25 protein-coding genes are annotated in these 13546 nt (G+C 34.3%); all 25 read right to left on the reverse strand.

Annotated elements, in window-relative coordinates; all coding sequences use genetic code 11:
* Positions 1 to 4: 4 nt before the first annotated feature.
* Positions 5 to 751 carry a type I methionyl aminopeptidase gene (gene map, locus CC89_RS12245; RefSeq protein WP_035292501.1) on the reverse strand — a complete coding sequence of 249 codons (747 nt, stop codon included), beginning with the start codon at positions 749 to 751 and terminating at the stop codon, positions 5 to 7.
* Positions 752 to 755: 4 nt separating this feature from the next.
* On the reverse strand, positions 756 to 1403 hold the full coding sequence (locus tag CC89_RS12250) for an adenylate kinase (RefSeq protein WP_035292503.1): 648 nt from the start codon (positions 1401 to 1403) through the stop codon (positions 756 to 758).
* A 30-nt stretch (positions 1404 to 1433) separates the two neighbouring features.
* Positions 1434 to 2708 carry a preprotein translocase subunit SecY gene (secY, locus tag CC89_RS12255; protein WP_035292504.1) on the reverse strand — a complete coding sequence of 425 codons (1275 nt, stop codon included), beginning with the start codon at positions 2706 to 2708 and terminating at the stop codon, positions 1434 to 1436.
* Positions 2709 to 3149, reverse strand: coding sequence for a 50S ribosomal protein L15 (rplO, locus tag CC89_RS12260; RefSeq protein WP_035292506.1), 441 nt, complete (start codon positions 3147 to 3149; stop codon positions 2709 to 2711).
* 17 nt (positions 3150 to 3166) lie between these two features.
* The gene (gene rpmD, locus CC89_RS12265; RefSeq protein WP_035292507.1) at positions 3167 to 3346 is read right to left on the reverse strand and encodes a 50S ribosomal protein L30; all 180 of its coding nucleotides are present in this window, start codon (positions 3344 to 3346) and stop codon (positions 3167 to 3169) included.
* Positions 3347 to 3357: 11 nt separating this feature from the next.
* A complete protein-coding gene (rpsE, locus tag CC89_RS12270) occupies positions 3358 to 3855 on the reverse strand; it encodes a 30S ribosomal protein S5 (protein WP_035292508.1) in 498 nt (165 codons plus the stop codon).
* Between the two features lie 17 nt (positions 3856 to 3872).
* Complete coding sequence (gene rplR / locus CC89_RS12275) at positions 3873 to 4235, reverse strand: 50S ribosomal protein L18 (protein WP_035292511.1); 363 nt, start codon at positions 4233 to 4235, stop codon at positions 3873 to 3875.
* A gap of 29 nt (positions 4236 to 4264) precedes the next feature.
* Complete coding sequence (gene rplF / locus CC89_RS12280) at positions 4265 to 4804, reverse strand: 50S ribosomal protein L6 (RefSeq protein ID WP_035292513.1); 540 nt, start codon at positions 4802 to 4804, stop codon at positions 4265 to 4267.
* Between the two features lie 23 nt (positions 4805 to 4827).
* A complete protein-coding gene (gene rpsH, locus CC89_RS12285; RefSeq protein WP_035292515.1) occupies positions 4828 to 5226 on the reverse strand; it encodes a 30S ribosomal protein S8 in 399 nt (132 codons plus the stop codon).
* Between the two features lie 32 nt (positions 5227 to 5258).
* Positions 5259 to 5444 (reverse strand): type Z 30S ribosomal protein S14, encoded by a 186-nt coding sequence (locus CC89_RS12290; RefSeq protein WP_035292517.1) that lies wholly within the window; start codon positions 5442 to 5444, stop codon positions 5259 to 5261.
* 14 nt (positions 5445 to 5458) lie between these two features.
* A complete protein-coding gene (gene rplE, locus CC89_RS12295) occupies positions 5459 to 6001 on the reverse strand; it encodes a 50S ribosomal protein L5 (RefSeq protein WP_035292518.1) in 543 nt (180 codons plus the stop codon).
* Between the two features lie 22 nt (positions 6002 to 6023).
* The gene (gene rplX / locus CC89_RS12300; RefSeq protein ID WP_035292519.1) at positions 6024 to 6338 is read right to left on the reverse strand and encodes a 50S ribosomal protein L24; all 315 of its coding nucleotides are present in this window, start codon (positions 6336 to 6338) and stop codon (positions 6024 to 6026) included.
* Positions 6339 to 6356: 18 nt separating this feature from the next.
* Positions 6357 to 6725, reverse strand: a complete 369-nt coding sequence (gene rplN, locus CC89_RS12305) for a 50S ribosomal protein L14 (RefSeq protein WP_035292522.1) — start codon at positions 6723 to 6725, stop codon at positions 6357 to 6359.
* 26 nt (positions 6726 to 6751) lie between these two features.
* Positions 6752 to 7006: a 30S ribosomal protein S17 gene (gene rpsQ, locus CC89_RS12310; protein WP_035292523.1), complete on the reverse strand. Its 255-nt coding sequence runs from the start codon at positions 7004 to 7006 to the stop codon at positions 6752 to 6754.
* Positions 7007 to 7030: 24 nt separating this feature from the next.
* Positions 7031 to 7243, reverse strand: coding sequence for a 50S ribosomal protein L29 (gene rpmC / locus CC89_RS12315; RefSeq protein ID WP_035292525.1), 213 nt, complete (start codon positions 7241 to 7243; stop codon positions 7031 to 7033).
* Entirely contained in the window at positions 7233 to 7676 is a 444-nt protein-coding gene (rplP, locus tag CC89_RS12320; RefSeq protein WP_035292528.1) for a 50S ribosomal protein L16, read from the reverse strand. The genes rpmC and rplP overlap by 11 nt, the downstream gene beginning before the upstream one ends.
* Before the next feature lie 33 nt (positions 7677 to 7709).
* Positions 7710 to 8375: a 30S ribosomal protein S3 gene (rpsC, locus tag CC89_RS12325; RefSeq protein ID WP_035292530.1), complete on the reverse strand. Its 666-nt coding sequence runs from the start codon at positions 8373 to 8375 to the stop codon at positions 7710 to 7712.
* Between the two features lie 13 nt (positions 8376 to 8388).
* Positions 8389 to 8724, reverse strand: a complete 336-nt coding sequence (gene rplV / locus CC89_RS12330) for a 50S ribosomal protein L22 (RefSeq protein WP_035292532.1) — start codon at positions 8722 to 8724, stop codon at positions 8389 to 8391.
* Between the two features lie 24 nt (positions 8725 to 8748).
* Positions 8749 to 9030: a 30S ribosomal protein S19 gene (gene rpsS / locus CC89_RS12335; protein WP_035292534.1), complete on the reverse strand. Its 282-nt coding sequence runs from the start codon at positions 9028 to 9030 to the stop codon at positions 8749 to 8751.
* Positions 9031 to 9094: 64 nt separating this feature from the next.
* Positions 9095 to 9925, reverse strand: a complete 831-nt coding sequence (gene rplB / locus CC89_RS12340) for a 50S ribosomal protein L2 (protein ID WP_035292538.1) — start codon at positions 9923 to 9925, stop codon at positions 9095 to 9097.
* Positions 9926 to 9990: 65 nt separating this feature from the next.
* Entirely contained in the window at positions 9991 to 10284 is a 294-nt protein-coding gene (gene rplW / locus CC89_RS12345) for a 50S ribosomal protein L23 (RefSeq protein WP_035292541.1), read from the reverse strand.
* Positions 10284 to 10904, reverse strand: a complete 621-nt coding sequence (rplD, locus tag CC89_RS12350; RefSeq protein WP_035292543.1) for a 50S ribosomal protein L4 — start codon at positions 10902 to 10904, stop codon at positions 10284 to 10286. The genes rplW and rplD overlap by 1 nt, the downstream gene beginning before the upstream one ends.
* A gap of 28 nt (positions 10905 to 10932) precedes the next feature.
* Positions 10933 to 11565 carry a 50S ribosomal protein L3 gene (gene rplC / locus CC89_RS12355; RefSeq protein WP_035292545.1) on the reverse strand — a complete coding sequence of 211 codons (633 nt, stop codon included), beginning with the start codon at positions 11563 to 11565 and terminating at the stop codon, positions 10933 to 10935.
* Positions 11566 to 11640: 75 nt separating this feature from the next.
* Positions 11641 to 11949 carry a 30S ribosomal protein S10 gene (rpsJ, locus tag CC89_RS12360; protein ID WP_035292547.1) on the reverse strand — a complete coding sequence of 103 codons (309 nt, stop codon included), beginning with the start codon at positions 11947 to 11949 and terminating at the stop codon, positions 11641 to 11643.
* 341 nt (positions 11950 to 12290) lie between these two features.
* Complete coding sequence (tuf, locus tag CC89_RS12370; RefSeq protein ID WP_035292552.1) at positions 12291 to 13484, reverse strand: elongation factor Tu; 1194 nt, start codon at positions 13482 to 13484, stop codon at positions 12291 to 12293.
* Positions 13485 to 13546: the final 62 nt, after the last annotated feature.

The following is a 13546-nucleotide window of genomic DNA, read 5'->3' on the forward strand; positions in this document are numbered from 1 at the left end:
TCTATTAACTTAAAGTTAATATTTCAGGACCTTCATCTAAAATAGCAACTGTATTTTCATAATGTGCAGATAGTTTTCCATCCACAGTTACTACTGTCCAGCCATTTGGCGTAGTCTCTACATGATATTCACCTAAATTTATCATAGGTTCTATGGCTAACATCATACCATGTGTAAGCTTTGGTCCTCTTCCTTCCCGTCCATAATTAGGAACTTCAGGATCTTCATGCATTTCACGACCTATACCGTGACCTACATATTCTCTAACAACAGAATATCCAAAGCTTTCTGCATATAACTGAATAGAATGAGATATATCTGTTAATCTATTCCCAACCTTTGCATATTCTACTCCTTTGAAAAAGCATTCCCTAGTTACCTGTATTAATTTCTTGGCATCGTCAGAGATATTTCCTACAGCAAATGTTCTGGCTGCATCACCATGATAATTATTTAAAATAGCACCACAATCCACACTTATTATGTCTCCCTCCTGAAGAACTCTATCAGAAGGAATTCCATGAACTACTTCTTCATTAATAGAAGTACATAATGAGGCTGGAAAACCGTAATAACCCTTAAAAGATGGTTTAGCACCTTGCTTACTTATGTAGTCTTCTGCTATTCTGTCCAAATCTTTAGTAGTTATTCCAGGTTTTACTACGTCTTCAAGTATTGCAAGCGTATCTCCTACAACTTTACCTGCCCGTCTCATATATTCAATTTCTGAATTGTTTTTAATTATAATCATTTATTTATCGCTCTCCCAATACTGAACATACGTCTTCAAATACTTTATCTATCGCTAAAGTACCATCAACAACTGACAATACGTTTTGGGATTTATAATATGATATTAATGGTTGAGTTTGTTTATCATATACATCTAATCTATCTTTTACTGTCGCTTCATTGTCGTCTTTCCTTTGAATTAGATCTGCTCCACAAATACCACATTTACCTTCATTTTTCGGAGGGTTGAACTTAATGTGATAACTTGCTCCACATGATGGACAAACTCTTCTACCAGTCATTCTTTCTAAAATAAGTTCTCGTGGCACTTCAATTAACAATGCAGTGTCTATTTTTTCACCTTTATCATTAATGAATTTATCTAAAGCCTCTGCTTGCTTAACTGTCCTTGGAAAACCATCAAGAAGAAATCCATTTTTACAATCCTCTTGTGATAATCTATCTTTAACTAAATCTATAGTTAACTCGTCAGGTACTAGCAAACCTTTATCCATATATTCTTTAGCCTTAACACCCAAAGGTGTTTTTTCAGAAATATTTTTTCTGAAAATATCTCCTGTTGATATATGTGGTATAGAATACTTCTGACTTATTGACTTAGCCTGTGTTCCCTTACCAGCTCCAGGAGGGCCTAATAAAATAATCTTCACTAAAAATCATCTCCATATTAAGTTATATACTTATTTTAAGAATCCTTTGTAATGACGCATTACTAGTTGAGACTCAAGTTGTCTCATAGTATCTAATGCTACTCCTACCTCGATTAATAAAGCAGTTCCACCAAAAGATATCCCTTTAAAACTTGTATATCCATCAATTATTATAGGTAGTACAGCTATTATAGAAGCAAAAACTCCTCCAATTATTGATACTCTTAATAGTACCTTTTCTAAAAACTCTTGTGTTGGTTTACCTGGTCTAATTCCTGGTATAAATCCTGATGATTTATGCATGTTCTCTGCCATTTCATCTGGCTTAAAAGTAATTTCAGTATAGAACCAACTAAAGAATATTATTAGTATGGCATACATTACAGCATATTGCCAAGAATTTGGTTTGAATAAACTGTATGGACCATGTATAAATGTTGCGAATTTAGAATTTGGTATGAATTCAGCTATAGTAGCTGGAAACTGCATAACTGACATTGCAAATATTATTGCAATTACGCCTGAAGAACTCATGCTTATAGGAATATGGGATGAACCACCCTTCATCATTTTTCTTCCGGTTGTTTTTCCAGCATATTGTACAGGAACTCTTCTTTCTCCCTTATTAGTAACTACAACACCTACTAGTAATAGTAATGATACTGCTACAAATACTATTATCTGTATTATATTTACTGAACCAGTACTCTCTAATTCTGAAAGCTTAAACACAGTTTGTGGTAACCTTGATATGATGTTGACAAAAATTAATACTGAAACACCATTTCCTAAACCCTTAACTGTAATCTTTTCTCCTAACCACATTAAGAAGGTGGAAGCTGCAGTTAAAGTCAACATTATAACAAATATATTAAAGGCTGACATTGGTTTCAAAGCACCATATCCTGTTATTATTGCATAAGTACCGAAAGCTTGAAGAAAACCTAATACAATACTAAATGCTTTTGTATAATTTTGTATTTTCTTTCTACCTTCTTCACCTTCTTTAGAAAGAGATTCTAATGAAGGTATCGCAAATGTCAATAGCTGCATTATGATTGATGCATTAATGTATGGAGTTACCCCCATTGCAAAAATACTAAATCTACTAAATGCACCTCCAGATAGTAGATCATAAAAGCCAAATAACGTTCCAGACTTCGCCAAAGTAGTCAACTTACTAGTATCAATTCCAGGGACAGGAATAAAGTTTCCCATCCTGAAAATTGCTATCATTAGTAAAGTAAATATCATCCTTTGTTTCAACTCTTTTACCTTCCAGGCATTACGTAGGGTTGATAGCACCTATATCACCTCAACTTTTCCTCCAACTGCTTCTATTTTTTCTATTGCAGATTTTGAGAATTTTGTAGCCTTAACATTTAGCTTCTTTTCTATATTTCCGCTTCCTAGTATTTTTACTCCATCATGTAATTTTCTAACTATTCCTTTTTCTAATAAAACTTCTGGAGTAACTTCAGTACCGTCTTCAAATTCATTTAATCTATCTAAATTAACAACAGCAAATTTCTTTGCAAATATGTTTGTAAAACCTCTCTTTGGAAGTCTTCTGTATAGTGGCATTTGACCACCTTCGAAACCAGGTCTTACGCCGCCGCCAGCTCTACCGTTTTGTCCGTCTTGACCTCTTCCAGATGTCTTACCTAGACCTGAACCATATCCTCTTCCAACTCTTTTAGGTGTTTTTGTTGAACCTGCTGCTGGTTTTAATTCATGAAGTTTCATTTTCACACCTCCTTATATTATACTTCTTCAACTTTTAATAAGTATTCAACTTTTTTTATCATACCTCTTATTTGAGGAGTGTCTTCATGTTCTACAGTTTTTCCTATTTTTCTTAAACCTAAAGCATCAACTGTAGCTATATGATCTTTTTTTCTTCCTATAAGACTTCTATTTAATGTAATCTTAAGCTTAGCCAAGGTTATCCCTCCTAACCTAAAATCTCTTCTACGGTTTTGCCTCTAAGCTTAGCAACTTGTTCAACAGTTTTTAAATTTGCTAATCCATTTAGTGTAGCATTAACCATATTTTTTGGGTTGTTAGATCCTAATGATTTAGCTCTAACATCTTTGATTCCTGCAAGCTCAAGTACCGCTCTAACAGGTCCACCAGCTATAACTCCTGTACCTTCTGAAGCTGGCATTAAAAGAACATTTCCTCTTCCAAATTCACCGTATATTTCGTGTGGAATAGTTGTTCCTACCATTTGCACTTCTACTAAATTCTTTTTAGCATCTTCGATGCCTTTTCTTATTGCTTCAGGTATTTCAATAGATTTTCCCATTCCAACGCCAACATGACCGTTTTCGTCTCCAACTACAACTAAAGCGCTGAATCTAAAATGTCTACCGCCTTTAACAACCTTAGCAACTCTATTTATAAATACAACTTTTTCTTTTAAGTTTAATTTGCTAGGCTCTATTCTCATTACTTTCCCTCCTTCTCTTAGAATTCTAGTCCTGCCTCTCTCGCACCATCAGCAAGTTCTTTAACTCTTCCGTGGTATATATATCCGCCTCTGTCAAATACTACATTCTTTATTCCTTTTTCTAAAGCTTTCTTAGCTATCATTTCACCAACAGTTTTTGCAGCTTCTTTATTTCCGCCGTTTTTAACTTCGAAATCTTTATCTAAGCTTGAAGCAGCTGCCAAAGTTGTTGCATTGATATCATCTACTATTTGAGCATATATGTTCTTTTCGCTTCTATATACACATAGTCTTGGTATCTCTGGAGTACCAAAAACTTTTTTACGAACTCTAAGATGACTTCTTTTTCTTATTGCTTTTTTGTCTATTTTCTTAAACATTCGTTTCACTCCTTTCTAGAGATTATTTACTATTTACCAGTTTTACCTTCTTTACGTCTTATTACTTCGCCTTGGTACTTAATTCCTTTTCCCTTGTAAGGCTCTGGTTTTCTATGAGATCTTATTACAGCAGCAATTTCTCCTACCAATTCTTTATCTATGCCTTTTATAACTATTTTTGTTGCTTCTGGAACTTCAAATTGAATTCCATCAATAGCCTCTATTTCAACTGGATGTGAGAATCCAAGGTTAAGAACTAGTCCTTTTCCCTTAGCTTGTGCTCTGTAACCAACACCTATTAATTCTAATGTTTTTTGATATCCTTCTGTTACACCAGTAACCATGTTGTTGATTAGAGATCTTGTCAATCCATGAAGGGCTCTATGCTCCTTTTGTTCACTTGGTCTTTTCACAACAACAGAATTGTCTTCTATATTAATTAGCATATTAGCATGCATCTTTCTTGTTAACTCACCTTTTGGACCTTTAACAGTAACAACGTTGTCTGGTGTTACATTAACAGTTACACCATTTGGAATAGCTACTGGAAGTTTTCCTATTCTTGACATAATCGCACCTCCTCTTCATTACACTACCATATGTAGCAGATTACTTCTCCACCTACTGCTAAATTTCTAGCTTCTTTATCAGTTATAATTCCTTTTGAAGTAGATATTATAGCAGTTCCTAAACCATTTAGAACTCTTGGTATTTCTTCGTGTCTACAATATACTCTTAAACCTGGTTTTGATATTCTTTTTAAACCAGTTATAACTCTTTCTTTACTTGATCCGTATTTCATTGTTAATCTTAACATTGGAACAGAACCATCAGTGTATTCCTCAATATTCTTTATATAACCTTCTTGAAGCAATATATTAACTATAGCTTTCTTTATATTTGATGAAGGTATTTCAACAATTTCGTGTTTAACTATATTTGCATTTCTTATGCGTGTTAGCAAATCTGCGATAGGATCTGTCATTATCATTTATTTTGCCTCCTTTCGTGAACAGTTTTATATTACCAGCTTGCTTTCTTACAGCCAGGGATTTGTCCTTTATATGCTAATTCTCTAAAACAAATACGGCAAATTCCATATTTTTTTAGTACAGCATGTGGTCTACCACATATTCTACATCTTGTATACGCTCTAGATGAAAATTTTGGTTCTTTTTTCCATTTTTCAATCATCGCTTTACGTGCCACTAGTTTTCCCTCCTTTATTGAGCAAATGGCATTCCTAAGAATCTCAATAATTCTCTAGCTTCTTCGTCAGTCTTTGCATCAGTAACGAATACTATATCCATTCCTCTAACTTTATCTATCTTATCATATTCAACTTCTGGGAATATTAATTGCTCTTTTATTCCTAGAGCGTAGTTTCCTCTTCCGTCAAATGACTTTGATGAAACTCCTCTAAAGTCTCTAACTCTTGGTAATGCTACATTTATTAGCTTATCAGCAAACTCATACATTTTTTCTTTTCTTAATGTAACTTTGCATCCTATAGGCATGTTTTGTCTTATTTTAAAGTTAGCAACTGAGTTCCTAGCTTTTGTAATTATTGGCTGTTGTCCTGATATAAGTTTTAAATCACCAACTGCAGCTTCCAAAACCTTTGGATTATCTTTTGCTTCTCCGATTCCCATGTTTACTATTATTTTTTCTAATCTTGGTACTTCCATTACATTTTTATATCCGAACTTTTCCATTAATGCTGGAACTACTTCTTTTATATATTTTTCTTGTAGTCTTGGATTCATTAATTAGACCTCCTTTCGAATTCTAGAATGTTTCTCCACACTTTTTACATACTCTAACCTTAGTTCCATCATCTAATACTTTTTTGCTTATTCTTGTAACAGTGTTACATTTTGTGCAATATAGCATTACTTTTGAACTATATATTGGAGCTTCTTGTTGTATTATTCCGCCTTGCATGTTTTGTCTATTTGGCTTTTGATGTTTTGTTACTATATTAACGCCTTTAACTAAAACTTTTCCTGTTTTAGGATAAACTTTTATAACTTCGCCTGTTTTTCCCTTATCTTTACCTGAAATAACCATCACTGTGTCATTTCTTCTAACGTGTACCTTCATCCGTAGCCACCTCCTTAATTATAGAACTTCTGGTGCTAGTGATAATATTTTATTAAACTCTTTATCTCTTAGCTCCCTTGCTACTGGTCCAAATATACGAGTACCTTTTGGCATCTTATCATCTTTTATTATAACTGCTGCATTTTCATCAAATTTTATATATGTTCCATCGGCTCTTCTTACGCCTTTTCTAGATCTAACTATAACGGCTTTAACAACGTCACCTTTTTTAACAACACCGCCTGGTGTTGCACTTTTAACGCTAGCAACTATTATATCACCGATGTTTCCCCATTTTCTCTTAGATCCACCTAATACTCTGATACACATTATTTCTTTTGCTCCAGTGTTATCAGCTACCTTTAATAATGTTTGCTGTTGTATCATAGTAAGTACCTCCTTTCGTTAATACACTATTTAGCTTTTTCAACTATTTGAACTAGTCTCCATCTCTTATCTTTAGATAATGGTCTAGTCTCCATTATTTCTACTCTATCATTTATATTAGCTTCGTTATTTTCGTCATGAGCTTTAAATTTAGTAGTTCTGTTTATTGTTTTTCCATATAACGGATGACGTACCTTTGTTTCTACAGCAACTACAATAGTCTTATCCATTTTATCAGATACGACTCTTCCTATTCTAGTCTTTCTGTTTCCTCTTTCCATTTAGGCTAAACCTCCCTTCACAGTTTACTGTCTTACAGCCTTTAACTCTTCTTCTCTAAGGATGGTCTTGATTTGGGCTATTGACTTTTTGACTTGTCTTATTCTCATTGGATTTTCTAACTGCCCAGTAGCTAATTGGAATCTCAAGTTGAATAACTCAGCCTTTAAGTCCCCAATTTTGGCATTTAACTCTTGAGGAGTACTTTGTCTTAGCTCTTGTAATTCCTTAGCCTTCATTTACTTCACCACCCATTTCTTCAAAATCTCTTCTTGTAACAAATTTACTCTTCACTGGTAATTTGTGTGAAGCAAGTCTCATAGCTTCTCTTGCTACTTCTTCTGGAACTCCAGATATTTCGAATAGCACTCTACCTGGTTTTACTACTGCTACCCAATGTTCTGGTGAACCCTTACCTGAACCCATACGAGTTTCTGCAGGTTTTTCTGTTACAGGCTTATCTGGGAATATCTTAATCCAAACTTTTCCGCCTCTTTTAACGTATCTATTTATTGCTATTCTGGCAGCTTCTATTTGATTGTTTGTTATCCAACCACATTCAGTTGCTTGTATACCGAAATCACCATATGCTATGAAATTACCTCTTGTTGCCTTACCCTTCATTCTACCGCGTTGTACCTTACGGTGTTTAACTTTTTTAGGCATTAACATAACTTATTCCTCCTTCCTTGAACACAAAATTTTCTATGCTTCAGTTTCTTCCTTGTTTACTTTTTTTGTTGGAAGAATTTCTCCTTTATATGTCCAAACTTTTACACCTATTTTTCCATATATTGTATTCGCTTCAGCAAATCCGTAATCTATATCTGCTCTTAATGTTTGTAGCGGAATTGTTCCTTCATGATATTGTTCATTTCTTGCTATTTCAGCACCGCCAAGTCTTCCTGAACAAGATGTTTTGATACCTTTAATTCCAGATTTCATAGCTCTTTGTATTGATTGTTTCATAGCTCTTCTAAAAGATATTCTTTTTTCTAATTGTAAAGCTATGTTCTCAGCAATTAATTGAGCATTGCCTTCTGGTTTTTTAACTTCTATTATGTTTATTAATATATTTTTGTTGCCAACTATTGATTTTAACCCACCTTTAAGAGTTTCAATTCCTTGGCCGCCTTTTCCTATAACCATTCCTGGTTTAGCTGTTTGTATATTTAATTTAACTCTTTTAGCCGCTCTTTCAATCTCTATTTTTGAAATACCAGCTGTATAAAGTTTTTGTTTAACAAATTCTCTTATTTGGTTATCTTCTATTAGGTTATCAGCGAAGTCCTTATCATTAGCATACCATTTTGCATCCCAATCTTTGATAACGCCAACCCTTAAACCATGTGGATTTACCTTCTGACCCAATCTACGTCCCTCCTTACACTCTTTCTTTAACCACTAATGTTACATGGCTAGTTCTTTTTAATATTCTATATGCTCTACCTTGAGCACGTGGTCTAAATCTTTTTAAAGTTGGTCCTTGATTAGCATAGGCTTCTGCTACATATAATCTATTTTTATCTAAATCAAAATTATTTTCTGCATTAGCAACAGCTGATTTTAAAACCTTGCTTATAACATCTGCTCCTCTTTTTGGAGTGTATTTTAATATTGCAAAAGCTTCATTAACATCTTTACCTCTTATTAAGTCAAGTACAACTGCTACTTTTGTTGAAGACATTCTCACGTAACAAGCTTTAGCTCTAGCTTCCATTACTATTACCTCCTTCCCCAGTCACTATCTTACAGCTGATTTTTTCTCAGTGTTTTTATGACCTTTAAATGTTCTAGTTAAAACGAACTCTCCTAATTTATGTCCAACCATATCTTCTGTTAAGTATACAGGCACGTGTTTTCTTCCATCGTGTACTGCTATTGTATGGCCTACCATTTGAGGGAATATTGTTGAACTTCTTGACCAAGTTTTAATAACCTTTTTCTCTCCATTTTTGTTCATTTCATTAATTCTTTTTAAAAGTATCTCGTCAATGTAAGGTCCTTTTTTTATTGATCTACTCACTTGTATTGGCCTCCTTTCATACAGTTCATTGGCAAACTAGGAAGAGAATTTTAAATTCTCTCCACTATTTTCTTTTCTTTATTATTAATCTTTCAGAATATTTCTTAGTCTTTCTTGTCTTATATCCAAGTGCTGGTTTACCCCAAGGAGTAAGTGGACTAGCATGACCTATAGGTGCCTTACCTTCTCCACCACCATGTGGGTGATCATTAGGGTTCATTACAGAACCTCTTACTGTTGGTCTGAATCCCAAATGTCTTGTTCTACCAGCTTTTCCTATGTTAACTAGTTCGTGTGATAAGTTAGAAACTGTTCCTATTGTAGCTCTACATTCTATTCTAACATATCTCATTTCACCACTTGGTAATCTCAATGTAGCATAACCGCCTTCTTTAGCCATTAACTGTGCAGAAGAACCTGCAGCTCTTACTAATTGAGCGCCTTTTCCTTTTGCTAATTCAACATTGTGAATTACAGTACCTACTGGAATATTCTTTAAAGGAAGAGCATTTCCAACTTTAATATCAGCTTCTGCGCCGGACATAATTACATCTCCAACTTTTAATCCTACTGGAGCAATTATGTATCTTTTTTCACCATCAGCATATACAACTAAAGCAATGTATGCTGATCTGTTTGGATCATATTCTATTGTAGCAACAGTTGCTGGTATATTATCTTTAGTTCTTTTAAAATCTATTATTCTATATTTTCTTTTAGCTCCGCCGCCTCTGTGACGAACTGTTATTTTTCCTTGACCATTTCTACCCGCATTTTTCTTTCCTAGAGAAACAAGAAGTGACTTTTCTGGCTTATCTGTTGTTATTTCCTCAAAAGTAGCCATAGTCATTTGTCTTCTAGAAGGAGTAGTAGGTCTAAAACCCTTAACTGGCATTTAATTTCCCTCCTTGCACTAGCTTTTCTGGCCATCGCCAATAATTGCTTTATTATAGTTTAAAACTACATTCCTTCGAAAAATTCTATTGCTTTGCTATCTTCAGTTAACTTAACAATAGCTTTCTTGTAATCTGGTCTTTTTCCAAAGTGAACTCCAACTCTCTTTGGTTTTCCCATTACATTTGCAGTTTTAATTTCTAGCACTTTAACACCAAAAACTTCTTCTATTGCTGTTTTTATTTGGTATTTGTTTGCACTTTTTTCTACTATAAAGGTGTATTTCTTATCAGCCATTTCAGCCATACTTTTTTCAGTTACAACTGGTCTTCTTATTATATCATGGCTTGTTAATTTCATTATGCATACACCTCCTCAATCTTAGCAACCGCATCTTTAGTTACTAATAATCTCTCATATCTTAATAAATCATAGACATTTAAGTTATTTACAGGGATTACTGCTACCCCTTCAATGTTTCTAGTTGATTTATATACATTTTCATCTTTTTCAGCTACAACTATTAATGTTTTTTTAGCTTCGAATGCATTTAGCACCTTTACCATTTCTTTAGTTTTTGGAGCTTCCATTTGTAAGCTTTCTAAAACTAATATGTTTTCATCTGCAACTTTTGATGAAAGAGCAGACTTAAGAGCTAATCTTTTAACTTTCTTTGGAACATCTTTTCTGTAATCTCTTGGCTTTGGTGCAAAAACAACACCACCGTGAATCCATTGTGGAGCTCTTATTGAACCTTGTCTTGCTCTACCTGTTCCCTTTTGTCTCCATGGCTTTATTCCACCACCTGAAACTTCAGCTCTTGTTTTAGTTGATTGAGTTCCTTGTCTTTTATTAGCAAGTTGTGCTACTACAACTTGATGCATAACTTCTTTATTTACTTCGATACCGAACACATTAGCTGATAATTCAACATCACCAACTTTTTGTCCTTCTCTATTAAATAATCCTACTGTAGGCATTCTAATTCCTCCTTTCCTTTAGAACTGCTTATTTAACTTTTATTGTATCTCTTAATACTACTAATCCTTTGTTTGGTCCTGGTATTCCGCCTTTTATTAATATTACATTGTTTTCTGGCATTACTTTTACTACTTCAAGATTTAGCACTGTAACATTTTCGTTTCCCATGTGACCAGGCATTTTCTTGTTTTTGAATGTTCTTGATGGATCAGAAGATGCTCCCATTGAACCAACCGCTCTATGGTATTTAGAACCGTGACTCATTGGTCCTCTGTGGAAATTCCATCTTTTGATTGTACCTTGGAATCCCTTACCTTTAGAAACCCCTGATACATCTACTTTATCTCCAACATTAAATACATCTGCTTTTATTTCTGCTCCAACTTCATAAGCAGCTGTGTCTTCTAATCTAAATTCTTTAATAAATCTTTTTAAAGAAACGTTAGCTTTTGCAAATTGTCCTTTAACAGGTTTATTAACTAATTTTTCTCTTATATCTTCAAATCCAACTTGAATTGCTTCATATCCATCTTTCTCTACAGTTTTCTTTTGAAGAACAACACAAGGTCCTGCTTGAACCACTGTTACTGGTATTACAGCACCATTTTCTGCAAATATTTGAGTCATACCTAACTTTCTACCTAATATTGCTTTTTTCATTAATTACACCTCCTCAACTAATTAGCGGATCACATAAGTGATCATAACAGCTCGTAATAGACCTCTATTACTAAATTATAGCTTTATTTCGATATCAACACCTGCTGGTAAATCCAACTTCATTAAAGAATCTACAGTTTTTGGTGAAGGACTTATTATGTCTATTAGTCTTTTATGAGTTCTTATTTCAAACTGCTCTCTTGCATCTTTGTACTTGTGTGGAGCTCTTAATATTGTTACCACATCTTTTTCTGTTGGTAGAGGTACTGGACCTGCTACTCTAGCTCCTGTAGCTTTTGCAGTTTCTACTATTTTTTCTGCTGATTGATCCAGAATATTGTGATCAAAAGCCTTAAGTCTGATTCTTATTTTTTGTTTTGCCATTTTTTCTTTCCCTCCTTTTCATCGCACGCTTTACTTCTTTACGTACAACAGCGGATACTCTGTAAACTGTTCCGGGTGTTTCATGTTGTACCGAAAACAAATAAACAGGCTTTCCGTCGCCCGATTCCTGATCGAACTTATATGATAAGAATTCCCCGGAAGTTCGGCAACCTCTTACCACATTACTGTTACACATTACAACTCTTTCAGTATACACTAATTTTTTTTGTTTGACAAGTATTTTTTTGTTTGTATTTTAAATTATAAGGGAGAAGATACGCACTCTTCCCCCTTATAAAACTCTTAATTAAAAGTCAATTGAGTTAACTTAAAAATATTAATTATTCAACTATAGTAGTAACGACTCCTGAACCTACAGTTCTTCCGCCTTCTCTTATAGCAAATCTTAGTCCTTCTTCCATAGCTACTTGAGTTATTAACTCAACATTCATGTCGATGTGGTCTCCTGGCATAACCATTTCTACTCCTTCTGGTAATGCTATTGAACCTGTTACATCTGTTGTTCTGAAGTAGAATTGTGGTCTGTATCCGTTAAAGAATGGTGTATGTCTTCCACCTTCTTCTTTCTTTAATACGTACACTTGACCTACGAATTTCTTGTGTGGGTGTACTGTATTTGGTTTTGCTAATACTTGACCTCTTTCGATGTCTGCTCTTTGGATACCTCTTAATAATGCTCCGATGTTATCTCCAGCCATTGCTTCATCTAGTAACTTTCTGAACATTTCTACTCCTGTTACTACTACTTTTCTCTTTTCTTCACTTAGTCCAACAATTTCTACTTCGTCTCCTACGTGTAGTACTCCTCTTTCTACTCTTCCTGTTGCAACTGTTCCTCTTCCTGTTATTGTGAATACATCTTCTACTGGCATTAAGAACTCTTTGTCTGTTGCTCTTTCTGGTGTTGGTATATATTCATCTACTGATGCCATTAATTCATAGATGCATGCTGTTTTTCCTTCATCATCTGGGTTTTGTAATGCTTCTAATGCTGATCCTGTTATTACTGGACATCCGTCTCCGTCAAATCCATACTCGCTTAGTAATTCTCTTACTTCCATTTCTACTAATTCTAATAATTCTGGATCATCTACCATATCTGCTTTGTTTAAGAATACTACTATGTGGTTAACTCCAACTCTTGATGCTAGTAGTATATGTTCTCTTGTTTGTGGCATTGGACCATCTGCTGCACTTACTACTAGTATTGCTCCATCCATTTGTGCTGCTCCTGTTATCATGTTCTTTACATAGTCAGCATGGCCTGGGCAGTCTACGTGTGCATAGTGTCTGTTGTCTGTTTCATATTCTACGTGTGATGTATTGATTGTGATTCCTCTTTCTTTTTCTTCTGGTGCCTTGTCTATTTCGTCATATTTTGTTGCTTCTGCTTTTCCTGTCTTTGATAATACTGTTGTTATTGCTGCTGTTAATGTTGTCTTACCGTGGTCTACGTGACCTATTGTTCCTATATTTACGTGTGGTTTACTTCTTTCAAATTTTGACTTTGCCATTGTTCTTCCTCCTTATAATAAATGTAATAATCATTTATTTTTAAGCTTTTTTTAATCTACTA

The sequence above is a fragment of the Clostridium sp. KNHs214 genome, from assembly GCF_000744935.1.
GTDB lineage: Bacteria > Bacillota > Clostridia > Clostridiales > Clostridiaceae > Haloimpatiens.